The sequence below is a fragment of the Flavobacterium sp. CSZ genome (assembly GCF_015350725.1).
Taxonomy (GTDB): Bacteria; Bacteroidota; Bacteroidia; order Flavobacteriales; family Flavobacteriaceae; genus Flavobacterium.
The window spans coordinates 31,749-56,935 of record NZ_JADKPQ010000001.1; the positions used below are offsets into that span (position 1 = coordinate 31,749).

General features: G+C 33.3%; 28 protein-coding genes. 10 read left to right on the forward strand and 18 right to left on the reverse strand.

Annotated features, from left to right (window positions below; all coding sequences use genetic code 11):
* Positions 1–32: 32 nt before the first annotated feature.
* The 3 genes from IRZ78_RS00185 to IRZ78_RS00195 all read right to left on the reverse strand — a co-directional run bounded on the left by IRZ78_RS00185 (position 33) and on the right by IRZ78_RS00195 (position 2,639).
* Positions 33–902 carry a nucleoside phosphorylase gene (locus tag IRZ78_RS00185; protein ID WP_194614588.1) on the reverse strand — a complete coding sequence of 290 codons (870 nt, stop codon included), beginning with the start codon at positions 900–902 and terminating at the stop codon, positions 33–35.
* 340 nt (positions 903–1,242) lie between these two features.
* Positions 1,243–1,575, reverse strand: coding sequence for a translation initiation factor (locus IRZ78_RS00190; RefSeq protein ID WP_194614589.1), 333 nt, complete (start codon positions 1,573–1,575; stop codon positions 1,243–1,245).
* A gap of 113 nt (positions 1,576–1,688) precedes the next feature.
* Positions 1,689–2,639, reverse strand: a complete 951-nt coding sequence (locus IRZ78_RS00195) for an isopenicillin N synthase family oxygenase (protein WP_194614590.1) — start codon at positions 2,637–2,639, stop codon at positions 1,689–1,691.
* A 172-nt stretch (positions 2,640–2,811) separates the two neighbouring features.
* On the opposite strand from IRZ78_RS00195, the gene IRZ78_RS00200 reads away from it, so the two are divergent.
* Together IRZ78_RS00200 and IRZ78_RS00205 are read left to right on the forward strand one after the other, a co-directional pair.
* Positions 2,812–4,788 (forward strand): dehydrogenase E1 component subunit alpha/beta, encoded by a 1,977-nt coding sequence (locus IRZ78_RS00200; RefSeq protein WP_194614591.1) that lies wholly within the window; start codon positions 2,812–2,814, stop codon positions 4,786–4,788.
* 68 nt (positions 4,789–4,856) lie between these two features.
* Complete coding sequence (locus IRZ78_RS00205) at positions 4,857–6,599, forward strand: DUF885 domain-containing protein (protein WP_194614592.1); 1,743 nt, start codon at positions 4,857–4,859, stop codon at positions 6,597–6,599.
* Positions 6,600–6,948: 349 nt separating this feature from the next.
* Here IRZ78_RS00205 and IRZ78_RS00210 read toward each other — a convergent pair whose 3' ends face one another.
* The 4 genes from IRZ78_RS00210 to IRZ78_RS00225 form a co-directional block, all read right to left on the reverse strand.
* Complete coding sequence (locus tag IRZ78_RS00210; protein WP_194614593.1) at positions 6,949–7,920, reverse strand: zinc-binding alcohol dehydrogenase family protein; 972 nt, start codon at positions 7,918–7,920, stop codon at positions 6,949–6,951.
* Positions 7,921–8,085: 165 nt separating this feature from the next.
* The gene (locus IRZ78_RS00215; RefSeq protein WP_194614594.1) at positions 8,086–8,661 is read right to left on the reverse strand and encodes a Crp/Fnr family transcriptional regulator; all 576 of its coding nucleotides are present in this window, start codon (positions 8,659–8,661) and stop codon (positions 8,086–8,088) included.
* 11 nt (positions 8,662–8,672) lie between these two features.
* A complete protein-coding gene (locus IRZ78_RS00220; RefSeq protein ID WP_194614595.1) occupies positions 8,673–9,179 on the reverse strand; it encodes a hypothetical protein in 507 nt (168 codons plus the stop codon).
* 9 nt (positions 9,180–9,188) lie between these two features.
* Positions 9,189–9,593: a glyoxalase gene (locus tag IRZ78_RS00225; RefSeq protein ID WP_194614596.1), complete on the reverse strand. Its 405-nt coding sequence runs from the start codon at positions 9,591–9,593 to the stop codon at positions 9,189–9,191.
* Between the two features lie 174 nt (positions 9,594–9,767).
* On the opposite strand from IRZ78_RS00225, the gene IRZ78_RS00230 reads away from it, so the two are divergent.
* Positions 9,768–10,199, forward strand: coding sequence for a hypothetical protein (locus IRZ78_RS00230; protein ID WP_194614597.1), 432 nt, complete (start codon positions 9,768–9,770; stop codon positions 10,197–10,199).
* Positions 10,200–10,308: 109 nt separating this feature from the next.
* On the opposite strand, the gene IRZ78_RS00235 is transcribed toward IRZ78_RS00230, so the two are convergent.
* Entirely contained in the window at positions 10,309–11,565 is a 1,257-nt protein-coding gene (locus IRZ78_RS00235; RefSeq protein WP_194614598.1) for a mechanosensitive ion channel domain-containing protein, read from the reverse strand.
* Positions 11,558–11,845, reverse strand: a complete 288-nt coding sequence (locus IRZ78_RS00240; RefSeq protein WP_194614599.1) for a DUF3817 domain-containing protein — start codon at positions 11,843–11,845, stop codon at positions 11,558–11,560. Before IRZ78_RS00240 ends, IRZ78_RS00235 begins: the two co-directional genes overlap by 8 nt.
* Positions 11,846–11,948: 103 nt before the next feature.
* On the opposite strand from IRZ78_RS00240, the gene IRZ78_RS00245 reads away from it, so the two are divergent.
* From IRZ78_RS00245 to IRZ78_RS00260, 4 genes are all read left to right on the forward strand, one after another.
* Entirely contained in the window at positions 11,949–12,482 is a 534-nt protein-coding gene (locus IRZ78_RS00245) for a DUF6155 family protein (protein ID WP_194614600.1), read from the forward strand.
* 108 nt (positions 12,483–12,590) lie between these two features.
* Positions 12,591–14,135 (forward strand): DEAD/DEAH box helicase, encoded by a 1,545-nt coding sequence (locus tag IRZ78_RS00250; protein WP_194614601.1) that lies wholly within the window; start codon positions 12,591–12,593, stop codon positions 14,133–14,135.
* 339 nt (positions 14,136–14,474) lie between these two features.
* Entirely contained in the window at positions 14,475–15,809 is a 1,335-nt protein-coding gene (locus IRZ78_RS00255) for a DEAD/DEAH box helicase (protein WP_194614602.1), read from the forward strand.
* An 83-nt stretch (positions 15,810–15,892) separates the two neighbouring features.
* Positions 15,893–17,161, forward strand: coding sequence for an NAD(P)/FAD-dependent oxidoreductase (locus tag IRZ78_RS00260; RefSeq protein WP_194614603.1), 1,269 nt, complete (start codon positions 15,893–15,895; stop codon positions 17,159–17,161).
* A 274-nt stretch (positions 17,162–17,435) separates the two neighbouring features.
* Here the strand turns inward: IRZ78_RS00260 and IRZ78_RS00265 are convergent, their stop codons facing one another.
* Entirely contained in the window at positions 17,436–18,665 is a 1,230-nt protein-coding gene (locus IRZ78_RS00265) for a multidrug effflux MFS transporter (protein ID WP_194614604.1), read from the reverse strand.
* A 154-nt stretch (positions 18,666–18,819) separates the two neighbouring features.
* Between IRZ78_RS00265 and IRZ78_RS00270 the strand changes: the two genes are divergently transcribed.
* Both IRZ78_RS00270 and IRZ78_RS00275 read left to right on the forward strand, forming a co-directional pair.
* The gene (locus IRZ78_RS00270) at positions 18,820–19,239 is read left to right on the forward strand and encodes a hypothetical protein (protein ID WP_194614605.1); all 420 of its coding nucleotides are present in this window, start codon (positions 18,820–18,822) and stop codon (positions 19,237–19,239) included.
* Positions 19,240–19,330: 91 nt separating this feature from the next.
* Positions 19,331–19,711: a hypothetical protein gene (locus tag IRZ78_RS00275; protein ID WP_194614606.1), complete on the forward strand. Its 381-nt coding sequence runs from the start codon at positions 19,331–19,333 to the stop codon at positions 19,709–19,711.
* 277 nt (positions 19,712–19,988) lie between these two features.
* Here IRZ78_RS00275 and IRZ78_RS00280 read toward each other — a convergent pair whose 3' ends face one another.
* Entirely contained in the window at positions 19,989–20,534 is a 546-nt protein-coding gene (locus IRZ78_RS00280; protein WP_194614607.1) for a hypothetical protein, read from the reverse strand.
* Between the two features lie 156 nt (positions 20,535–20,690).
* Here IRZ78_RS00280 and IRZ78_RS00285 point away from each other — a divergent pair, with 156 nt between their 5' ends.
* A complete protein-coding gene (locus IRZ78_RS00285; protein ID WP_194614608.1) occupies positions 20,691–20,891 on the forward strand; it encodes a hypothetical protein in 201 nt (66 codons plus the stop codon).
* Positions 20,892–21,145: 254 nt separating this feature from the next.
* Here IRZ78_RS00285 and IRZ78_RS00290 read toward each other — a convergent pair whose 3' ends face one another.
* The 7 genes from IRZ78_RS00290 to IRZ78_RS00320 form a co-directional block, all read right to left on the reverse strand.
* A complete protein-coding gene (locus IRZ78_RS00290; RefSeq protein ID WP_194614609.1) occupies positions 21,146–21,862 on the reverse strand; it encodes a hypothetical protein in 717 nt (238 codons plus the stop codon).
* A gap of 1 nt (position 21,863) precedes the next feature.
* Positions 21,864–22,385: a hypothetical protein gene (locus tag IRZ78_RS00295; RefSeq protein WP_194614610.1), complete on the reverse strand. Its 522-nt coding sequence runs from the start codon at positions 22,383–22,385 to the stop codon at positions 21,864–21,866.
* Between the two features lie 157 nt (positions 22,386–22,542).
* Entirely contained in the window at positions 22,543–23,088 is a 546-nt protein-coding gene (locus IRZ78_RS00300) for a hypothetical protein (RefSeq protein WP_194614611.1), read from the reverse strand.
* Positions 23,081–23,257: a hypothetical protein gene (locus IRZ78_RS00305; RefSeq protein WP_194614612.1), complete on the reverse strand. Its 177-nt coding sequence runs from the start codon at positions 23,255–23,257 to the stop codon at positions 23,081–23,083. The genes IRZ78_RS00300 and IRZ78_RS00305 overlap by 8 nt, the downstream gene beginning before the upstream one ends.
* A 103-nt stretch (positions 23,258–23,360) precedes the next feature.
* Complete coding sequence (locus IRZ78_RS00310; protein WP_194614613.1) at positions 23,361–23,750, reverse strand: hypothetical protein; 390 nt, start codon at positions 23,748–23,750, stop codon at positions 23,361–23,363.
* A 111-nt stretch (positions 23,751–23,861) separates the two neighbouring features.
* Positions 23,862–24,368 (reverse strand): hypothetical protein, encoded by a 507-nt coding sequence (locus IRZ78_RS00315; protein ID WP_194614614.1) that lies wholly within the window; start codon positions 24,366–24,368, stop codon positions 23,862–23,864.
* A gap of 1 nt (position 24,369) precedes the next feature.
* The gene (locus tag IRZ78_RS00320) at positions 24,370–25,089 is read right to left on the reverse strand and encodes a hypothetical protein (RefSeq protein WP_194614615.1); all 720 of its coding nucleotides are present in this window, start codon (positions 25,087–25,089) and stop codon (positions 24,370–24,372) included.
* Between the last annotated feature and the right edge of the window lie 98 nt (positions 25,090–25,187).

Below are 25,187 nucleotides of genomic sequence, written 5' to 3' on the forward strand. Positions count from 1 at the left end.
TTATCTCATTTTCTAATTGACTAATTCGCTAATTACTGCTGAGCCAGTTTATTCAACGTATATGTAATCAATTCATCAACTGCTTTGTACGGATCTTCACTAAAAGTTCCCGTTGCACGGTTGGCAATAATAGCATTCAATGACAATGCATTATGTCCTAAAAGCGCAGAAAGTCCATATATCGCAGCCGTTTCCATCTCTAAATTAGTGATTCTTTCGTCATTAAAACTAAAATTATCCATTTTACTGTTTAATTCTTCGTCCTGAATATTCAAACGCAATACACGCCCTTGCGGCCCGTAAAAACCACCAGCAGTTGCAGTAATACCTTTAAATATTTTATCTGATTCAATTATTTTTTCTAATTTTTCAGAACATGCAATTGCATAAGGTCTTCCTTTTTTAATATCCCAAGTAGTGTGATGTATAAAAGCATCCTCAATAGCAGCATTAGCAACTTCATCGATCAGGTAGGAGCGAAGCATATTGTCCAGTCCCAATCCGAATTTTGACATTACAAAACTATCGACAGGAATATCAGCCTGTAAAGAACCTGAAGTTCCAATTCTTATAATATTCAAAGAAGTAAGCTCTTCTTTTGGCTGACGTGTTTTTAAATCGATGTTTACCAAAGCATCTAATTCGTTTACCACAATATCAATATTGTCAGGACCAATTCCGGTTGACATTACAGATATCCTTTTGCCTTTATAAATTCCCGTCTGGGTTTTAAATTCTCTTTTTTGCGTCGAAAATTCAATCGAATCAAAAAACTGAGTAATTTTCTCCACTCTGTTTTGGTCTCCAACAAAAATTATATCGTTTGCTATATGCTCCGGAAGTAAGTTTAAGTGATAAACGCTTCCGTCTGGATTAAGTATTAATTCTGAATTTTGTATCATATTTTTTCTTTAAGGTTCAAAGTGACAAAGGTTCAAAGGTTCTGAGGTTCTGAGGTTTTCTTTTGGGGATGTTTTTTTGCCCACGGTTTTAACGGATTGAACAGATTGTCACAGATTTTTTTTCTTTAAGGTTCAAAGTTGCAAAGCGGCAAAGGTTCTAAGGTTTTACATATCTGAAATTATAATTTAAAAAAATCAAATCTCAACAACCTAAAATTGAAAAGACAAAGCTTTGCATTCTTAGCCTTTTTGCAAAAAAAACTTCATTTATAATTCTTTGCGTGCTTTCCGGTTATTTTTTTTATTCAATCTAAAATCTAAAATCAATAATCTAAAATTATCACCCCCCAACTCTTTTTGTTTTAAATCCCTTTGCTTTCAGGATTTCCATTATTTTATCACGATAATCGCCCTGAATAATAATCGAAGCATCTTTAAAAGTTCCGCCAACACTTAATTTTGTTTTAATTTCTTTGGCCAGAATTTTAAAATCTTCGTCAGATCCTTGGTAACCTTCAATAATGGTGGTGGCTTTTCCTTTTCGCTTTTCGAATTTACAAATCATAGGCTCTTTTTGAATATAAAGCACATGATCCTGCTCCTGAACTTCTTCAGGTTCGTTTGATTCTACGTGATCCGGGAATAAGTTTTTTAATTGATCTTGTAAGTCCATAAATTTTTTATGTTAAAAAATAAATTTAAATAGTTTTAGTTTGTAAAAATTAAATTCCAAATCCCAATCATAATGTTGGAATTTGGAATTTTAATATTGGAATTTATTTAAGTTTATTTTTTAATCAATCCCAAATCTACTAAACGTTCGTACAAATAGTCTCCCGCAGTAATATCTTCGAATTTTTTAGGATTTTCAACATCGATACAGTTCTCTAAACAATCCAGACGCATATCGCTAACAGGATGCATAAAAAACGGAATAGAATAACGTGAAGTTCCCCATAATTCTCTTGGTGGATTTACCACCTGATGAATGGTAGATTTTAGTTTGTTATTCGTATGTCTTGACAACATATCTCCCACATTAATAACCAATTGATCGTCTTCAGCGATAGCATCAATCCATTCGCCATCGTGATTCTGAACCTGTAATCCTTTACCCTGAGCACCCATCAAAAGGGTAATCAGATTAATATCTCCGTGAGCAGCGGCGCGAATAGCGTTTTCCGGCTCAGAAGTAATTGGTGGGTAATGAATTGGTCTTAAAATAGAGTTTCCTTCTTTTGCATATTGGTCAAAATAAAACTCATCTAGACCTAAATGCAAAGCCAAAGCTCTTAATACGTAAACACCTGTTTTTTCAAGCATTTGATACGCTTCTTTACCTACAACATTAAAACGAGGTAGTTCTTTTACTTCAACATTATCAGGATACTCTGAAGCATACTTAGAAGATGCATCAACATACTGACCAAAATGCCAGAATTCTTTCAAATCTCCCTCTTTACGTCCTTTAGCATGTTCTTTTCCAAAAGATACATAGCCTCTTTGCCCGCCAATTCCGGGAATCTCATAATTACGCTTAGTTTCTACTGGCAAAGCGAAAAATTTTCTAATTTCGCCATAAAGCTCGTCTACTAACTGATCATCTAAAAAGTGACCTTTTAGGGCTACAAAGCCGATGTTTTCAAATGCACTGCCGATTTCATTTACAAATTTTTGTTTACGTTTCGGGTCGTCCGAAAGGAAATCACGTAAGTCTACACTAGGAATGTTTTGCATACTTTACATTTTTATTTAATAGGATAAAAGGCGTTGTAAACCTTCTAGTCACAAAGGTAGAGAATATTTTAGATTTGAATTTTAAAAGTTATATTAAAATTAAAAAATTATAACAAAAATCAATAAAATTGTTATATTTTTCTATATTTGAAACACTAAAACCAAGAACCAAATGATCTTTTACAGACAAAACCTTACTGATGCTCAATTATTAGATTTATATAAAAAAATTCTTAAACCTCGTTTGATCGAAGAAAAGATGCTCATCCTGATTCGGCAGGGAAAAGTTTCTAAATGGTTCTCCGGAATAGGGCAGGAGGCAATTGCAGTAGGGGTTACCGCTGTTTTAGATGAGTCTGAATATGTATTGCCAATGCACCGAAATCTGGGCGTTTTTACCACCAGAAATATTCCGTTACACCGATTATTCTCGCAATGGCAAGGAAAAGCAAATGGTTTTACAAAAGGAAGGGATCGAAGCTTTCACTTTGGTACTCAGGAATATAAAATTATAGGGATGATTTCGCATCTTGGCCCGCAATTAGGGATCGCAGACGGAATCGCTTTAGCCGATAAACTTCAGAACAATAAAAAAGTTACCGCTGTTTTTACAGGAGAAGGCGCTACAAGCGAAGGGGATTTTCATGAAGCTTTAAATATTGCTGCTGTCTGGAAATTGCCTGTAATGTTTATCATCGAAAATAATGGTTACGGCCTTTCGACCCCTACAAACGAACAATATGCCTGCGAAAATTTAGCAGATAAAGGAATTGGTTACGGTATTGACAGTTATATTATTGATGGAAACAATATTCTGGAAGTTTATAATAAATTATCCCAGCTAAAAGAACAGATGCAGGAAAATCCGCATCCGGTTTTATTAGAATTTAAAACCTTTAGAATGCGCGGTCACGAAGAGGCGAGTGGCACAAAATACGTTCCGCAGGAATTAATGGACGAATGGGCTGCCAAAGATCCAGTAAGCAATTACAGAGATTATTTAACAGGAATTGGTGTTCTAACCACCGAATTTGACGAGCAGTTACATGCTGAAATCAAACAGGAAATCGACGAAAATTTAGCCATTGCAAATGCCGAACCTGAAATTATACCAACTTATAGTGGAGAATTAGATGATGTTTACAAACCATATCAATATGATGAAGTTAATCCATCCGAAGAAATAAAAAATGTTCGTTTTATAGATGCTATCAGGAACAGTTTAGAGCAATCGATGTTGCGCCATAATAATCTTGTAATTATGGGTCAGGATATTGCTGAATACGGAGGCGCATTTAAAATTACAGATGGTTTTGTAGAGTTATTTGGAAAAGGCCGTGTACGCAATACTCCAATTTGCGAAAGTGCCGTTGTTTCTGCCGGAATGGGATTATCCGTTAATGGTTATAAAGCAATTGTCGAAATGCAATTTGCCGATTTTGTTTCTACAGGATTTAATCCAATTGTAAATTTACTCGCAAAATCACATTATCGCTGGGGCGAAAAAGCTGATGTTGTCGTGCGTATGCCTTGCGGCGGCGGAACTCAGGCCGGGCCATTTCACTCACAAACTAACGAAGCCTGGTTTACCAAAACTCCAGGCTTAAAAGTCGTTTATCCGGCTTTTCCTTATGATGCAAAAGGCTTGTTGAATACTTCGATAAATGACCCGAATCCCGTTTTATTTTTCGAACATAAACAATTATATCGCAGCGTTTATCAGGATGTTCCGGTTGATTATTATACGATTCCGTTAGGAAAAGCGGCTTTATTGAAAGAAGGAAATAAAGTTACCATTATTGCTTTTGGTGCTGCTGTACATTGGGCATTAGAAACATTGACCAATAATCCTGAAATCGAAGCTGATTTAATCGATTTAAGAACTTTACAGCCTTTGGATATCGATACTATTTTTGCTTCGGTTAAAAAGACAGGAAAAGTAATTATTTATCAGGAAGACACTTTATTTGGTGGAATTGCAAGTGATATTTCGGCCTTAATTATGGAGGAATGCTTTGAATCTCTGGATGCTCCGGTAAAAAGAGTAGCAAGTTTAGACTCTCCAATTCCATTTACAAAAGCACTAGAAGATCAGTTTTTACCTAAAAATCGTTTCGAGGAAGTTTTATCAGATTTATTGAAATATTAATTACAAATAGCAAATAGTTTTGCAGAAAGAACATTTTTTTTATCTTTAAACCATTAAAAAATTAACTTATGAAAAAACTATTTGTTTCAATTTTTGCGATTTCGCTTCTTTTTTCCTGTAATAAGAGTGGTAAGTCTAACGAAGATAAAGCTTTAGATGGGAAATTTGACAAGTACAAAGATGGTTTTGTAACCTCTTTATGGAAAATTAATCCGGGTTGGGCTTCTGGTGTTGGATATCATAAATACGACAGTATTTTATCTATTCCGGATGCTAACGAAGAAAAAATACAGCTTGATTTTGTCAACGCACAATTAGATTCTTTAAAACAATACAATATTGAAAATTTGTCTGACAATAACAAGACCGATTTTCAAATGATTAAAAATCAGCTTGAAGCTACTATTTTTAGTATAAAAGAATTAAAATCATCTGAGTGGAATCCTTCTGAATACAATGTATGCGGATCATTTGCTGAGATTTTAAACGGAAAATATGATTCATTAGAAGTTCGTTTGCGTGCTTTCAATGCTAAAATGAACAATGTTCCGGCTTATTATGAAGCTGCAAAAAAGAACATCAAAAATCCAACTGTTGAGCATACTGAGCTTGCAATAGCTCAAAATTTAGGTGGTTCATCTGTTTTTGATACGGATTTAGCTACTGCTTTAAAACAAAGTAAATTAAGCGAAGCTGAGAAAGAAGAAATGCTTGACAAAGCAAAAACAGCTAAAAAAGCAATTACAGATTACGCTGACTGGCTAAAAAACTTACCGAACAAAACGCCACGTTCTTTTAGATTAGGATCTGCATTATATGCTAAAAAATTCAATTTTGATATCCAGTCAAGCTATACTGCTGATGAGATTTTTAAAGTAGCAAACGACCACAAAAAAGACTTACACGATAAAATGTTTATTTTGGCTGATAAACTTTGGACGAAATACAAAGGAACCGAAGCAAAACCAACAAATAAACTGGAGTTAATCAAACAAGTTATTGATAAAATTTCTTTACAGCACACAACTCCGGAGAAATTTCAATCTGAAATTGAGAAACAAATTCCGGAATTAACAGCGTATGTAAAAGCAAAAGATTTATTATACATCGATCCGTCGAAACCACTTGTAGTGCGTAAAGAACCAGCTTATATGGCAGGGGTTGCAGGAGCATCTATCTCCGCACCCGGACCTTATGATAAAAATGCCAATACCTACTATAACGTAGGAAGTATGACAGGATGGACTGCTGAGAATGCTGAAAGTTATTTAAGAGAATACAACGATTATATCCTTCAGATTCTGAATATTCACGAAGCAGTTCCTGGACATTACACACAATTAGTTTACAGCAATCAATCGCCAAGTATTATTAAATCGATCTTAGGAAATGGTGCTATGGTTGAAGGATGGGCTGTTTATGCTGAGAAAATGATGTTAGAAAGCGGTTATAAAAATTCTGACGAAATGTGGTTGATGTACTACAAATGGAATTTAAGAGCTACTTGCAACACAATTCTTGACATTAGCGTTCACACTAAAAACATGTCAAAAGAAGCTGCAATCGATCTATTGACCAAAGAAGCTTTCCAGCAACAAGCAGAAGCTGATGGAAAATGGAGACGTGTAACTTTATCTCAAGTACAATTATGTTCTTATTTTACAGGATATACTGAAATTTATAACCTTAGAGAAGAACTTAAAAAGAAAGAAGGAGATAAATTCAACCTGAAAAAATTCCATGAGAAATTCCTAAGTTTTGGAAGCGCTCCGGTAAAATATATCAAAGAATTGATGTTGTCTAAAGAGTAAATTTTTACAGCTATTTTAATAGAAAAGGTTTGATGAGAGTAATTCTTATCAAATCTTTTTTTTTACAAATTGTTACCTATAACCCGAGTTTTATTTTTATCCCGTAGGGATTTCATATTGGTAGCAATCAATTAATGTTGTAAGCATTTGTCCCGTTAGGGACAAAATAAATCCGAAACGTGTAGTCCCTAACAGGACAAAAGAATGTTTTTTTTCACCTCTCTACCAACATGAAATCCCTACGGGATAAATTATTTCAAACCTTTAAAATCAGGAAAATAATCCGTTTCTATCCGCGTTTTGCTTTAGTAATCCGTTTCATCCGCGTTCAATTCAGCAACTTTAACCTTTAAACCATAACCACCAATCGTTTACCATCCGAAACATCATTATTCCAGGCTTTTTCGATATCTGCTAAATTTACCGTTTCAATATTTACCTGTAAATTGTTTTGAGCGGCTAAAAGAAACATTTCAGGAAGTATTTCGGAAAATAATAATTTTACTTCTTCTTTAGTCCAGCTTCCTAATCCCGAACCTGACAATTGAAGATCTACACTTCGTAAAATTGAAGCAGATAACTGTATGGTATCACCAGACATCGCACCAATAGAAATATAACGTACTCTATGCGTAAAGTTTCCTTTTCCTTTTAAAAAAGAAAGAATTAATTCTGCTGAATATCCCCACAAATAATCCAGAATAATATCAATAGGTGTATTTTCCTGAATTGCTTTAAGTTGCGCAACGATAGCTTCATCATCTTGTTTTAGAGAGATAATTTCGTCGGCGCCAATTGCTAAAAGACTTTGAAGTGTTTTTTCGTTTCTTCCGGTTACAATTATCTTTTTTGCACCATAATGTTTGGCAATCTGAATCGCCATTTGACCTGTAAAACCAGTCGCTCCGTTGATCAAAACCGTTTCTCCGGGTTGTATTTGCGCTCTAAATCTCAACGCCATGGCTGAACCTGCCACAGCATTGGGCATTGATGCGGCTTTAGCATCACTTATTCCTTCAGGCAACGGAATCATTCTGTTTTTTTCCACGAGGGCTTTTTCGGCAATGGTTCCGTTAATGCCACGGGCATAAACTCGTGTCCCGTTGTCTAAAATACCGACCGCGTCACTGCCAATTACTGTTCCGTTTTGATTTTCATTTTCTGATGAATAATGGTTTCCGCTTATGATTCCTTTATCAAGATTGGTAATCGCAACGGCTTTAACCGAAATTAAAACTTCATTTTCGTTTTGTACAATTGGTTCTGCAAATTCTGCATATTTTGGCAATTCGCCTTTTTCATAAATCACTGCTGCTTTCATAATTATTAAATTTTATGAAGCAAAATTACAGAGTGGGTTAGGGGCAGACGATAACATTTGTTATCAAATATTTTTTTAAACCATATAAGTCATATAAGTTAATTTAAGTTTAGCTTATAATTTCTTATGTAACTTATATGGTGAAGATATTATGGTGTAATAAAATTATTTCTTACGAACCAGTTTACTTTTGATTCGGCTTAAATGAACTGTAGTTACGCCAAGATAAGAAGCAATATAATGCTGCGGAACACGCTGAATAATTTGAGGTCTCTCTTCAATTAAATTAAGATAACGCTGAGTAGGAGAGTCCTTTATAAAAGAAACAAAATACTTCATATAATCGAAAGTGCGATTAAAAAGCATATCGATTAAATGATCTCTTAATTCCGGAATTTCTTTAATCTCTTCCAGGATTTTATCCAGATCTTTTTTATGAATCCACCAAATAACTGAAGGTTCTATAGTTTCAACAACCACCGGACTTGGCATTTTTTTTATGAAACTTTCGATAGAAGCAACGCTCTTATTTTCGAAAAAGAACTGAGTCGTTAAATCTTTTCCGTTATTATTGAACCAAACTCTAATGCAGCCTTTTTCAATTAAAAAAAGCTTTTTTGAAATTTCACCTTCTTCTAAAAGAGTTGTTTTTGAGGCCACTTCAATACGATTGAAATAACTGGTGTATTCCAGCCATTTTTCATCAGTTAAAGGGAATTTATTTCGGAATTGGCTAAACATAAAAGCTTAAATTATTTCTGTTTTTCGATCAATTTTGCAATTCCAAAACTATTGGTCATCAATAAATAACCAATTATTACTTTACAAAAAGAAAAAATAATCCAGCCAGATTTTGGATAATCTTTGAAAAGAACTTTCTGCTGAAAAAAGGTAAAAAAATCCTTCAATAAAATTGGAATATTATCAATAAATAGTAAACCTCCAATCACAATTATAGCAATAGAAATTATTTTAGTCGAGTCAAAATTTAGCTCAATATTTTCTGTTTCAAAACCTTTATCAAGTTTTAATTTATCAATAATCCAGGATGTTTTATATATACAGACCCAAATTAATAAACAATAAATAACTAATAGAATTAAATTTATAGCACTAACAGAAAGCACATCTATTATTTCTGCACTTTTAAAAGCGTAAAACATAAAGGAAATAGACTGCGGAAGAACGACTAAAGCTCCAGAAATTAAAAATAACCCTAAAATCTTAATCAGGATAATCCATAAGGTTCTTATTGACATTATTTATATTTAATTATTAGTTTCCAACTCAAACAACTGCACCTGGCTTTTTAAACGATCAATCAATAAATTCATCATTCGTTTGTTTAGACTCGAAGAGTTCTGAATATAAGTATCGTATTCTTCAATAGTAAAAAGCGCCATGACAATTCCTTTTAGTGAATTTCGAAACTTAATATCTTTTTGAATGGAATTTTCGATTGTCTGCAATTTCTTTTCAACCGTATACGAGTAAAAATCAGCTTTGTTTTTATTGACATAGTTAGTAAAAACCGCAACAAACAAATCATTTTGAAGTTTTAAAATAGGTCTAATCGTCTGATTTTGAAACAACTCATCCGGTGAAGATTGAGCACTTACAGTTCCTAAAGTCTCTCCTCTGAATTCTCTTAAAAAAGCATCTCTATCTTCCATGTTTTTTCTTTAAATTTAGAAAAAATTCTAATGCAAAAATTAGTTTTACCATATGAATTATAAATAAAATTTCACCATATAAGTGATATAAGATATTATAAGTTGCTCTAAAATTAAGCGTACAGCTTTAAATGAACTTAGATGACTTATATGATTTGAAAAAGCTTTCAACCTATGAATATAAAATCTTTATTGTTTTTAATTTTAATCGTAATATTAATCGTGTCCTGTGATTCTAAAGACAAAAAAAGCGATTACAAGCATATGGTCTATCATGCCGTAAGTGATAAAGACACCGCAGTTTTATCTATAAATATTAATGACAAACGATTTTTTGGACATTACGAAAGATCGTATTACCAGCAAGGCAAAGATTCCGGAGATGTAAGGGGAGATATAAAAGGAGATACTTTAAGAGGCGATTTTCATTTTATATCCAACGGAGGAAGCTGGAAAAGGATTCCATTAGCTTTGCTAAAAAAAGACAATAAATTGTATTTAGGAAGCGGCATTATTACAACTTACTTCAATCTACCGTGCTTCATGCCCGGAACACCAATAGAATACCACAATTCGAAGTTTGTTTTTGAAGAAATTAAAAAATAGTTTTCAGTCTCGGTCTCGGTTTTCAGTTTAACTGAGACTGAAAACTGAGACTGAAAACTGAGACTAAAAACTGAGACTGAAAACTGAGACTGAAAACTGAGACTGAAAACTAACTTAAAGGCCCAATCGTCGATGGTAATTCAAAAATTTCAAGATCAAAATAAACAACCGAAGCCATAACATGATCAAAAATATCCGCCATAATATATTCGTAATTCGCCCAGCGTTTATCGCTCGAAAAAGCATAAATCTCTAACGGAACCCCATGCGCAGTCGATTGTAGCTGACGGCACATAATATGCATATCTTTATTCAGTCCCGGGTGTGTTATCAAATATTGCATGATATATTTACGGAACAAGCCCAAATTCGTCATATTTCGGCCATTTAGCGAAAGTGATTTATCAACACCGCGCAAATCGTTGTATTTCTCGATTTCGGCTTGTCTCGTTTCGATATAAGAACTGATAAGCTGCACGCGCTTCATATGATTAAGATCATCATTATTCAGGAAACGAATACTGCTGCTTTTTATGAGAATGTGTCTTTTTATACGTCTTCCGTCAGATTTTTGCATACCTCGCCAGTTCTGGAAAGAGTCAGAACTCAAGGCATATGTCGGAATCGTGGTAATCGTATTGTCAAAATTTCGAACCTTTACTGTAGTTAGGTTTATTTCGATCACATCACCATCAGCACCAAATTTATCCATTGTAATCCAGTCGCCAATACGCACCATATCGTTTATAGCAACCTGAACGCTCGAAACAAATCCTAAAATAGTATCCCTGAAAATCAAGATAATAATAGCCGAAAGTGTTCCCAGAATCGTTAAAAGTTCTCCTTTTTTGATCCCGAAAAGCGTCGAAATAATCATCGCCACTCCAAAAATCCAAAGCACAATCATAATAACCTGAACAAAGCTATCGATAGGTTTGTCGCTGTATTCAGGTTTTTGTTTTAGATAATCACGTAAAGCATTAAAAATTGTTCTGATGATCCATAAACTAATCAAAACAATATAGATACCCACTATTTTTCCAAACAACGATTCCCAATATTCGTATTTATCCAGAATAATAGGAACAGCTTTATATATAAAGAAAAACGGAATTAAGTAGGCCGTATATTTTGTGGTTTTGTTATGAATGAGATAATCATCAAATTTTGTTTTGGTTTTTTGGGCAAAAATGGCCGTTAAGGTCACCAAAACGAATTTTGCTACATAATAAATGGCAAAAGCTAAAGCTACCATGATAGCAATATTAAGGACAAGGCTAATATAAGATGCAAAATTGCGGCTCATTCCCCAATCCCTAAAAAGCGGATATAAAAAATTAAATATTTTATCCAAAAGCTTATGCATTACTTTCTAAGTATTTCTTCTCGATATAAAAAGTTCCAAACGGAACAAGAGAAGCAATAAGGATAATTCCGAAAGTTTTAAGGTCCCAGTTCTGAGATTTTCTCAATAAAACTGCCAGTATAATATACCCTATAAATAATACCCCGTGAGTCATTCCTAACGGACGTAATAATGTATGATATAGTTCGGGATTATTGTTTTTGATAACAAGCATATTAGCAAATAAAACTAAATAAGAGATTCCTTCTAAAATTGCGGTAACTTTGAAAATCTTGAGCATGTATATATTTTTTAAGTTTATGCAAGCAAAATTAAGTATTATCGTTGGTTTTTGCGGTATGAATCAGGAAAGTAATTTACTTTTGTAACCTTAAAGTTTGATAATGAGTAAACGTGATTTAAAAAAATATCTGGCCGAATTAAACAAAGAGCAACTCGAAGAACAAATTATCGAGCTGTACGAAAAATTTGCTCCGGTAAAAGTCTATTATGATTTTGTTTTTAATCCTAAAGAGGATAAACTCCTTCAGGAATCAAAAGTCAAAATATCGCATGAATATTTCCCTATAAAGAAACCCAATGCAAAGTGGCGCCCAAAAGCCAAGATGCGTCGTTCTGTTGCTCAAAAAATCATTAAACATTTTATAATGATAGGAGTTGATCCTTTTGTCATTGCCGATATTATGCTCTATAACATCGAAATAGCACAAACCTATTCGTCAAACAATTTTATTAAGCAGGAATTATTTTACAAAAGCATTTTGAATTCATTTGATCAGGCAGTAAATTTTGTAATTTCCAACGGAATTTCACATGATTTTAAAGATAGAATTCTGACAATCGAACAAGAAACTATTCAACAAAAATGGAAAAACAAGTATGATTTTGAGGCAATTTTAGAAAAAATCGACTTATAAAGGCTTTTCTCATAAAAAATCTTATTTAAAAAAATCATTTATTTTACGTTAAAATAAGATGAATAACTGTTTTTTCGGTGTATTTTTGCAAAAATCCAAAAATAAACAATGTCTCAAAACACTTTAGAAATAGAAAGAGAAGAGAAAAAAGAACTTTATGCATACCAAAAAGGCGATATCGATGCCATTTTTGAACGTTTAGACAATGCTCCTTCGAAACATCATTTATTATATCAATTGCCTACTGGTGGTGGAAAAACAGTGATTTTTTCCGAAATCGTACGTCGTTATTTAGCAAATAATGATAAAAAAGTGGTGGTTTTAACGCATCGTATCGAACTTTGTAAACAAACCTCGAAAATGCTTAAAGGGTTTGGTGTTTCTAACAAAATCATTAACAGTAAGGTAAAAGAATTACCGGACCAAAACGATTTTTCTTGTTTTGTGGCCATGGTTGAGACTTTAAAAAACCGTATCAATGACGAGAAATTGCACCTTGATAACATTGGTTTGGTTATTATCGATGAGGCACATTACAATTCATTCAGAAAATTATTAAACTCATTCAAAAATGCCTTTATCCTTGGGGTAACAGCAACACCGTTGAGTTCGAATATAAAATTACCTATGCACCAGAGTTATGATGAACTTATTGTGGGAGACACCATTAGTTCATTGATCGACAAAGGTTTCCTTGCTCGTGCAACAACCTATAGTTATGATGTGGGATTAACATCATTAAAAGTAGGTATCAACGGAGATTACACCGTAAAATCATCAGATGATCTATATACGAATACCATCATGCAGGAAAAATTGCTGCACGCGTATACAGAACGTTCTTTAGGCAAAAAAACACTGATTTTCAACAACGGTATTCATACCTCATTATATGTATATGAAACCTTTAGAGAAGCCGGTTACGACATCAGACACCTTGATAATACAAGCAGTTCAGAAGAACGTAAAGATATCCTGGCATGGTTCAAAAAGACTCCGGATGCGATTTTAACATCTGTCGGAATCTTAACCACAGGTTTCGATGAGCCAACTGTAGAAACTATTATCCTGAACAGAGCGACAAAATCGTTAACATTATATTACCAAATGATCGGTCGTGGATCTCGTAAATTACCTGGTAAAGACGAGTTTACAGTGATTGATTTAGGAAACAATGCAGCACGTTTTGGTTTATGGAGCGAGCCGGTAAACTGGCAGCACATTTTTAAATCACCAGAATTTTACCTGGAAAACCTTCGTGATGATACCGAAATCGAATTGTATTTCAAATACAGTATGCCGCCGGAATTACGCGCAAAATTCGCTAAAACTGCCGATGTTACTTTTGATGTTGATGAAGAACACAAACTAATCATTAAACAAAATTTACGTTCTAAAGTAGTATTAGACAAATCATTAGAGCAACATGCTTCAATGTGTGTTGATAATACCGAAACTCTTCAGGAAGCAAAATCATTAGGAAAAGAGCTTGACGATGATATTGACTGTCGTATCAAACGCTATTCTAAATGTTTGAGCCAATGTAGTAAAAACTACCGCGAATGGTTAGTTGACGATTATAAACTAAAACTAGTTTTATTAATTGGTAAAAAGTATCGTGAGAAAATCATGAACGAACCAGACGAGGATTAGAAAAAATTTGTTTCAAGTTTTTTTTTAGTTTAAAGTGGTCAATTGGAATTTGGAATTTGAAAAAATTGAAATTTAAATAATTAGGAGCTATTTCCTGCTGTCCACTATATCTTTTGCGCCGAACACCGGCACAAAAGGATGCCGCTACCATCAGGGCTAGAGACTTAGTATTTATAAGAAGTAAAGTAAAATTATACGCAATATATGTCATCCCAAAAAATGAGGGATGACATAATTGTGAAGAAAAAACAGAACCAAAGGTTCTAAAAAATCATTTTAATCGGAGTAATCTGTGGCAGAATCTAAAATCTAAAATCAGAACTCTACAATAAAAAAACAATGTCTAAACAATTCTCATCACTAGGAATTTCAGCACCAATTTTAAAAGCTTTAAGCGAATTGAACATTGTTGAACCAACAGAAATTCAACAAAAAACAATTCCGTTATTGCTGACTGAAACCCACGATGTTGTAGGTTTAGCCAAAACCGGAACCGGTAAAACAGCTGCTTTCGGATTGCCATTATTACAATTAATCGACACCGAATCACCAATTATACAAACTGTAATTTTGGTACCAACCAGAGAACTTGGACAACAAATATTCAGAAATTTAGAAGATTTCGGAAAACATATCCCAAACATCTCAATAGCTTCAACTTGTGGCGGAATACCAATAAAACCTCAAATCGAGCGATTATCACAACCTACACATATTGTTGTTGCAACACCAGGGCGTTTAATCGATTTGATTCAGCGTAAAGCAATCGACTTAAAACAAGCACAATATTTAGTCTTGGACGAAGCCGATGAAATGGTTTCTATTCTAAAAGAAAGCCTGGACGAAATCGTAGCCGAACTTCCTAAAAAACACAGAACTTTATTATTCTCAGCCACTTTGCCGGGAACAATCAAACAACTGATTCAAAATTACTTAAACAAAAACGTAGTTCAGGTTAGCGCCAATATGGAAACCGTTGGTAACCAAGGAATTGATCACGAATATATTGTTGTTGACCCAATTGAGAAATTAGATATCTTAATGCATTTCTTAAACTCAAGAGACGGAGAACGCGGAATCATCTTCTGTAAAACTAAAGCTGCAGTAAACAAATTAGCAAAAAACTTAGCGATTAATCGTTTTTCTTCAGGAGCATTACACGGAAGTTTATCTCAGGGAATCCGTGACAGAATCATGGAGCAATTCCGTGAAGGACATATCAATATTCTGGTTGCAACCGATTTAGCAGCAAGAGGTATCGACGTAAAAGAAATCTCTTATGTAGTCAATTATCATTTACCTGATACTTATGAAAACTACGTGCACAGAAGCGGTAGAACGGCAAGAGCAGGAGCAAAGGGACTTTCTTTGACCGTATTACAAGAAGAAGAAACAGCTGAAATTCCGGAATTCGAAAAAGAATTAGGAATTAAATTCACTCAATTTCAAAAACCTTCAGTAGTAAGTTTAGAAGAAAATAATACGCTTTTATGGGCAAAACAAATCTTCAAAACAAAACCCAATCACGATATTTCAGCCGACTTAAAAACAAAAGTAAAAACCGTTTTTCATCATCTTACTAAAGACGAATTAATAGAAAAATTGTTAGCCAATTACGTTTTGCAAAACAAAGTTGAAGTAACAGAAAAACCTGTTAAAAAATTCAAAAAGTAATAATACTGACATTTGTCATTGTATTTTAAAGTTGTACATTTAAGCTATATTTTTATAAAATCTACTTAAATAAAACAACATATATGAACATAGTCATCATAGGAGGTGGTTTTGCAGGAATAAATCTTGCGAAAGAGCTTGTAGACCATCCTCAAATACAAGTAACCCTTGTAGACAAAAACAATTATAATTTCTTTCCCCCACTGATATATCAGGTTGCTACTGCTTTTTTAGAACCATCAAGTATAAGTTATCCTTTTAGAAAATTCTTTGCAGGCAAAAAAAATCTTCAGTTTCGTTTAGGTGAATTGCTTTCTGTAGTTCCTGCCGAAAATAAAATAATCCTTAATAACGGCGAATTATCATACGATCATTTAGTTTTTGCCACAGGAGCTGAAACCAGCTATTTTGGTATGGAAAACGTAATGAAAAACGCCATTCCGATGAAGACCTTAAATGATGCCATCGAAATGCGTAATACCTTGCTTAAAAACCTGGAAAAGGCCGCTATTACCAAAGATATCCGTAAACGCCGTAAATTATTAACAATTGTTGTTGCCGGAGGAGGACCAACAGGAGTAGAGGTATCAGGAATGTTTGCCGAAATGCGTAAAAATATCCTGTTGAAAGAATATCCGGAATTAGAAACATCAGCCAGTAATGTGTATTTGGTCGATGGGGGAGACGCACTACTCGCCCCTATGAGCAAAGCTTCACAAGAAGACACCTTAGACGCGCTTACCAAATTAGGGGTTGTAGTTAAACTACACACTCGCGTAGTAGATTATATTGATGATACCGTACATTTTGAAAACGGAGAAACCATCAAAACCAAAAACTTAATTTGGGCAGCCGGAGTTTCTGCAAAACTTTTTGACGGAATCCCAAAAGAAAGTTATGGCCGCGGAAGACGTATGGCAACGGATCAATATAATAAAGTAAATGGCCTAATAAATATTTATGCCATTGGTGACACAGCCATTACAGCCGGAGATAAAAATTTCCCTGACGGACATCCGCAAGTGGCTCAGGTCGCTATTCAGCAAGGATTAAATTTGGCTAAAAACTTTAAAGCATTAGTACAAAACAAACCTTTAAAACCTTTTGCTTACAACGACAAAGGCTCTATGGCAATCATTGGTAAAAACAAAGCCGTAGTTGATTTACCAAGTCCAAAATGGCATTTCAAAGGATTCTTTGCCTGGGTTATCTGGTTGTTTATCCACTTGATATCGCTAATCACTTACAGAAACAGATTAAACACATTCTGGAACTGGATGGTTGCTTATTTTGCAAGAGATCAGTCTTTGAGAATGATCATCAGACCGGATAAAAGACAACAAAGCGAATGATTAAAATTCCAGATTGTGAAGATCAATAAATGCAAAAAGCCAGAATTAAATAATTCTGGCTTTTTTATGCTCTTTTTTGTCATTTCGAAGAATGAGAAATCACACTAGAAATTCCATATTGAAAATCCCCAATCTTTGTCGAGTTTCGTGTGTGATTTCTCCTCACGTCGAAATGACAAGTTGCGCTAAAATGGGAGTTTTCATTTTTTTTTCGATTTTACTATCCCCAATTCATTGGAATTTGGCATTTAAAAAATTGAAAATTATTTTACTTTTAATGCCCCGCCAAAACATCGTCATCTTTAGAAACTTCAACTTTTTCTTTAATAAAACGTTTTCCGATATTTAAAACTATAAAAGCAATAATTGTTGTTGATGTCATAATAATAACCATTGGCGCTACAGAATCTTTTACAAAAACACCAACAGCAAACGATGCTAAAGCTCCTAATCCTAACTGAATAGCACCCATTAAAGCTGAGGCACTTCCGGCATTTTTAGCAAACGGCGCCATCGTAAGTCCGGCTGTATTTGGGTTTGAAATTCCTAAACATCCCAAAAACATGAAAAGCATTGCGATCGTTTCGTACAATCCTAACAAATTATTTACAGCAAGTACGAGAAAAACAATAGCAATAACAGATTGCGTAATTAGCGCTCCAAAAATCATTTGTTCGCTTGAGAATTTCTTCAATAAAACTGAATTTAACTGACTTGATCCAATAAAACTTACCGACATAAAAGCAAAAATCCATCCATAAGTTTTAGCATCTACATGATAAATATCCATAAAAATTATAGGAGAGGCCGCTACGTAAGTAAATAAGCCCGAAAAAGAAATGGATCCTGTAAAGGCGTACGTAAAAAACTGAGGTTCTTTTAAAACTTTTAAAAAGTTCGAAATGATCGGTTTTGGCTTTAATGAGATAGAAGTGTCAGGTTTATAGCTATTTGGCAAACCAACCTGGGCAGCAATTAAAATAGCGATTCCCATACACATTAGGATAAAAAACACGGTATGCCAGCCATAATCTTCTGTAACATAACCACCAATTGTTGGCGCCAACATCGGCGAAAGCCCAAGAACCAGCATTAATAAAGAGAAAACTTTAGGAATATCTTTTACAGGAAATAAATCTCGCACCATTGCTACAGAAGCTACTGTTGCTGCACAACTACCAATTGCCTGAACAAATCGCAAAAGTATAAACGAATCAATATTAGTAACATAAACACAACCTAATGAGGCCAATATGTAAACTAAAAGACCAATAAACAAAGGTTTTTTACGTCCAAAACGGTCCAATAATGGTCCATAAAGCAATTGTCCGGCCGAAATTCCGATAAAATAACTGGATAAACTCATAGAAACTTTTGCAACAGTTGTATGCAAATCTTTAGCAATACCAGAGAAGCCAGGTAAGTACATATCAATTGAAAAAGGGCCAAGTGCTGTCAAAGAACCTAAAATAAGGATGAGTTTAATGTATTTTTTTGTTGTCATTTTCTTAAAAAATTGCTTTTAATTTCCTGCAAAGGTAAATATTTAGTACCTTGTTATATAATCGAATGCATTTTTATATAAAAAGTGTGTTGATTTTAAATCTAAATTGGATTTCAATAATTGATTTTCAAACTAATCCTAAAAATTAAAATTTATGAAAAATTTATCTTTACTATTTGCTCTTATTTTTACAACAGTTTCATTTGCACAGACTATCACGTCTAAAAAAGAAGATGCTAGTGTCGAGCAATACGCACTTCTTCAAAAAGTAAATCAGTATTATCCTGATATTACTTTAAATAAATCAGTTACCAATTTTTATGCAGACGGTAAAATCATTGACACTCAGCAGGAATTTAATTTAGACACATCAAAATTCTCAAGTTATAAAATTGGAATTGAGCCTGATAACAAAAAATTATTATTTGAATATGTTTCTGATGAAACCGGAAAAGTTTACGGTGATGTTACCATTTTTAAAGGAAATGCTTTGAGAACGACTTTTTCAGAGAAAAACAATGAAATTAATGTGGCATTAAACGGAAAATCTGTTTATTTGAAAAAAATAAAATAATTCAATTTTTATTGAAAAGAAAAAGCATTCACCACGGTGAATGCTTTTTTGGTTTATATTTGAAGCAAATTTACAAACAAAGACAATCCCAATGAAAAAAATCATTCTTTTGTTGCTATTAATTTCTTTTTCAGCACATTCACAAACAAATCGATTTACAGGAACATGGAGCACTGAGAATTGCAAAGATTGCAGCAAGGAATATGTTTTAACTTTAAATATAGCGCAATCAAACAGTAAAATATTCGGAACTGCAGAAATTACAAGCGCTAATGAAAAATTCGTTACAGGTGTTATGGAAGTTACCGGATATGTTTATGTACTTGGTGAAAAAGCCCAAATTAACATGAAGTCTAAAAACGCTTCTGTAAGCGCGGTACTTTATGCAAATGAAGGCGTAATACAATTTACTAAAAGAGGCGGATCTGATTTAGTTCCCAAAGAAACGATTCTCACGAAACTTTACGATTAAGAAATTTATTCAGCTGTGCGTTAAGAGTGAGAATTTAAAATAACAACTTTTAATATTTTACAGGAGCACAGAATTTACAAAGCCTTACACTGCTATATGCAGTATTATATTTGAACTATAATTTATAGTATGGTTTGCAGTATGTCCAAGAAGATGTTAACAACTTTATTAACAGCATTTTTAACCCCCATTTTGCGGAAATCTAAAGATATAAAAAAAATAAGGACATAAAAAAACCCCGTTTTATTGGGGTTTTTTTAATATATCTTTTAAATTATTAATCCTTCGAAAAATAAGGATCAATAGAAGACCTTGTCCCAACAATATTTTGACCGTATAAAAAGTTTAGCTTATCCGCATAAATTTGTGAAAAATCTAAACGAATCTTTTTACCTCTAGAAGAATTAGGAGCATCCTGAGTTACAATAGAATGAGGCTGTACATTTTTAAAAAGCAAACTTTCAGTTTTATAACAACTTCCATTGTCAATAAGATAACAAACATCGACATAAGCATTATCTACTAAATAATCAGAATCGTTTGTAAATGAAATTTGTAAATTCTCAATTCCTCCAATTTCATAATAACTAAATTGATTATAGCTAACTTTAAAATAAGCACTCCAATTATTTCTAATCTCTCTATTCTTAATAGTTAAATCTTCTAAAGAACTAGCAACAGAGTCAACAAGCTTCTCAGACTCCATTTCATTTTCAAAATCAGAACTAGAACTAGAACTAGAATCTATAAAAGACAATGAAACAAGAATAATTAGAACAGTAACTAATCCAATCAAAATTTTTAATAAAGTAGTTTTTTTCATATGCGTGGTTTGTGAGTTTAAATTTACTAAAGATTTCCAAATATAGTGCCATTAATTTTAATTTCACTTTGTCAATTGCTATAAAAGAATAAATAATTATACCTTAAAAAAAATATATTTCTTACATTCGTTGAATAACCTTAAAAATAATAAAAAATGAATGTTATTGAAGTTACATTACTTAATACTGGCTTATCTTGTTTTATTTACAAAGATGAAATAAGTGCATTTCATGATTTTAATACCGTTATAGATGGCTATGAAGTACATGGCTGTGTAATATCACTTAAAAGCGGATTAAGTTTTACCACTGTTCAAGATTTCGACACAATAAAAAGAGTAATTTTAGGAGAATAATAATCTCAAAACAAAGCCTTTGTAAATTAATACAAAGGCTTATCTATTATATAATCATTGCAGTATTGACGAGTAATATAATTACCAGTTTTACGATTGTAAATATTAATGTAGTGATAATCAAATCCCACATTTTTACACCAATTATGTAAGTAATATATTGATTTACAAAACTCTATTTTTATTGGTTGTACTGTTTTATCTTTATGGAATACCGTACAACTGTAGGGGGTCGGGGTATTATTTGCCATAATCTAATCAGGGATTCCGTCAGGCTCATAACTTGTAATATGCACAAAAGCCTTAAAATTGGTCAAATTCGGACTAACAGGCTTCAAAGGATATTCGATTTTAACCTTATTAAAATCTGTTATAAAAGCACTATAATCACCTAAATTAAAACTATCCTTATTTAAATTTTCGCTACGTGCCTTTTGAACGTAAATATCCGCATTATAGCTATACATCCAATCAGCAGAACCAAAACTACCCCCAAAAGTGCCCTCAAGAAATCCCTCAACACCATTATAAGGATAAGAATCCCAAGTAATTGGAGCACCTAAGGTATTTTTAAAAACTCTAACTTCCATACCCTCAGAATTATGAGAAAAGAAAATAAGAGCCTTATACTCTTTTACTAAAGGAACATCAACAGGGGGGAGAGATGCAAATGTTACCGCAGATGTATGTTCAAAAACAACAGTATCATAGGCGTTATAAAATGCATTTAACGGAATTATCGAAGTATCATTCGTAGAAAAATCATTGATAAATCCTATTACATCTAAATTCGGCGTTCCTACGATTGTTACACCTGTAACTCTTGAACCACCAACATATAAAGCCGTTGGAAAAAAACTCCTTTCAATCCCACTTAAAGTAAAATGACGTTTTCCGTCTACAATAGTTTCAAAAACTTCTTTCGTTTTTAAACTAAAATTTTCATCAAAATATTGAATAAATGCTAACATATTAAGAGAATAATGGAACTTGTTTTAGTTCCGAAGTTGATAAATATTTTTTTAGATCAGCCTTTAAATCACGTCTTGTAATTACATAATAACAGCCAATTACTAAAGGCACAGTAGTAGCTTGTTTTACTTTCAATAACTCGTTAATTGTTTCCTTTTCATTTTCGAAATTTGAAAAAGGCTCAGTTACCCAAGTATACCAAGGCGCATCTTTCGTTTGCTTATTTGTTCCTAACCATACAGCCAAAGATTCTGCTATGTCATGAACTTCTTTACGAGGTGTAATTTTGTTCAATTCAATTTCTTTTGTCATTGGATTAGAAACCGCAATTTTCAAATCTTTTTCTGAATCTTCCAAAGCTTTTTCCTCAGCATCTTGCGTGAATTTAGAATACCATTTTTTCAACAATGGATAACACACAATGATACCAACAACTAAAAGCCAGTATTTTTGCAGAAAATCAAAGAGCCAAACTGTGTTGGCTTGGCTCTTTGTTCTATTTACTATCTCTCTTTGAGCCATAATTATTTTTTCTTAAATAATTTATAAGCTAAGAACCCTGCTAAAGCAACTAATACAACATTTGAAATAGTTTTATTGCTTGCGTAAAAAAGTTTGATTTTATCTAACATCTTGTTTAAATTTTGAATTAATAATTTTTATCTTTTTTTGCGTTTGTTTAGACTGTAACGCTGTAAACAGTATAAAAAAAAAGTACTACAGGAATAATCAAATAATTGAATTTGAATTTCTTTTTAGCCGTTACGGTAACACCAGAAAGATTATAATCTCCCATAATATCAATTGCATCTTGAATGTCGGAATCATAAATTAATGAAGCATCGGTACCATTTTCATGTTTAATAATTGCTCTAGCAATAACTAAGTAAAATTTTGCATCTACAATTTTAATAGTTTGATCAGGAGCTAAACCCACAGCTTTTGAAATAACATCAATATATTTTTGCGTGTTATTTTCAGATGGGGGAGCATACTCAGTTATCAATTTTCTAACTGTATTTTTGCCTTTGTCAATATCATTCGTCAAATCTCTTAACATTGCACGAATACCAAATTTCACTTCTGTAAATTGTTCAAAATGTTTATCTGTATTCTGAGTATTTGGAATTTTGCCTTGCCAAGCTATATTAGTTAAAACTAAATTGCCTGGATTGTTGTTTCGGACACCTCTTGACAAATCCTTTCGACCTAAATAACTACTCATTTTCTTCCGTAATTAATGGTTTTACAGATGGTTGATCTTCATCTTTTCCAAAATCCAGTTTGCCCAGCTCATCAGATACCACCTGAATACCTTTTAAAATAGCAGTTACAACCGCACCATATTTCACGATAATACCAATTATCGAAACAATTCCTTTCAAATTTTTCATGACTTATTTTGTTTTAATTGTTTTCTTTTCTCTAAATACTCTTTGAGTAAATCAACCCCCTCATGTAAAATCAGAGGGAGGAATTTTAATATGACCTTAAACATTAGTTAGATCGTAAAAATGTACCTGCATAACCTCCGTTTTTCGCACGTGGATTAATTACAAATGCCATGCTGTCAATTACGACTTTACCGCCATTTTTCTGCATTGTACCCCAATGAAATGACTGAACACCAGTTTTAGTGTTTGTAAACGTGCACGCTACAGAGCCAAACCAACCTTTATCTGAAAGATTTGATTTCGTAGTCGTTACACATTTAATTGCAATCAATTCGCCTTTAGACAATCTCCAACCAGTTGTAAGATGTTGTTCAACGCCTTGATTAGGACCCGAAACAGGGGTATACGTTGTATTTTTAGCACCTGAGTGCTTAACTTTTTGTTGATTATTATTCTGATTATTAGAATTATAACTTTTCTTACCTTGTGCCATTACTTTATAATGTGTTTAATTAATAGTATGATTTCAGCCATTTTTTTTAAAATTATTACAGCCGAATCTATCAGAAATACTATAAGATAGATTCGATAGTAATTTTTAGGCTTATCGTCTTTTTGCAACTCTTTTGCCTGTGTTATTTCGGTCACGTCTTATAAACCAAATCAATGCAATAAGACCAACGACAGCACCAACAACAATTTTCCAATTTCTTTGAAACCATACTTTTATGGTTGAACTTACGACAGTAGCACCAACCTGACCACTTCCCTCGACAAATCCAGTACTTAAACCGTTATTTATTCCAGTTGCAACTGCTTTACCGAAAATATTAGCACCCGCACCAGCGACAGCACCAACCGTGTTAGCCGAACTTTGTTCTAAAGCTTTTGTCTGAGCGTTCCAGTAATCCGCTTCCGCCTGTTTTCCTTCGGCTTCTGCTCGTTTAGACATTTTTTTAGCCTCTACCGCATCAGTTACTTTTCCTATAACTTGCTGAGCAATTTCACCAACGCCCGGAACAAAACCCACAGCAGTAGTCGCAACTTTTACTAAGTTTTTAAACGAGACATTTTTCTTAATGGATTGACCAATTTTTTTAAAGAACCCCATATTACACAGTTTTTAAACATCTTACGACGAAATTAATAATCGAGCCTTGAGACTTATTGATTTCTAAACCAACAACAGCCACCAAAGGCAAGGTTAATCTATCCGTTAAACCTTGAACAATTGTTCCATCAGCAAGAACTGCTTGAATCGGGTCAATATCACGGCTTAAAGTCTGCAATTCGAAAGGCAAGTATTTAACCACCTGACCGTTTGCATACTGGTATGACAAATCACTTACCGAATTATGTACAGTCATAACAGCCAAATCAAATCCCTGAACATCAATTTTTTTGTTAAACTCCTCAGAAGCAACAGATTTTTGTTCAAAAAAGAATAAATTATTTGTTTGCTCAGGCTCTTCAATACCGTGTAAATCATAGCGTTTACCTGCAATTAAATCTTCAAGAGTAATTTTAATACTCTCTTTATCTGCAAGATAAATTGAACCTTCATCCGCCAATTCACATAAAGCGATTAAAGCATTATTAGCATCCGATTGAGTGTTTTCAGTTCCGTAAGTACTCGCTAAAATGAAATCTTTAAGCAATACTTTGTTTGCTAAAATCACATTTGAACCGTTACCACGTTCAATGTAAACACTAATTTTTTCAGTAGTCAAAGCCGATAAAGCTAAATCACTTGAAACAATCAAAGAACCAATTGATTTTGTCACTTGTAATTCTGGCGATTTTGTAACGCCTGTAATAGTTGCAATTTTCATTTGTTATAAATTTTATTTGTTTAAATTCTTTCACAAAGGTTATTGCAACTATAAAACAGGGTTAACTAAATTTGATGATTTTTGATGATTTTTAAATA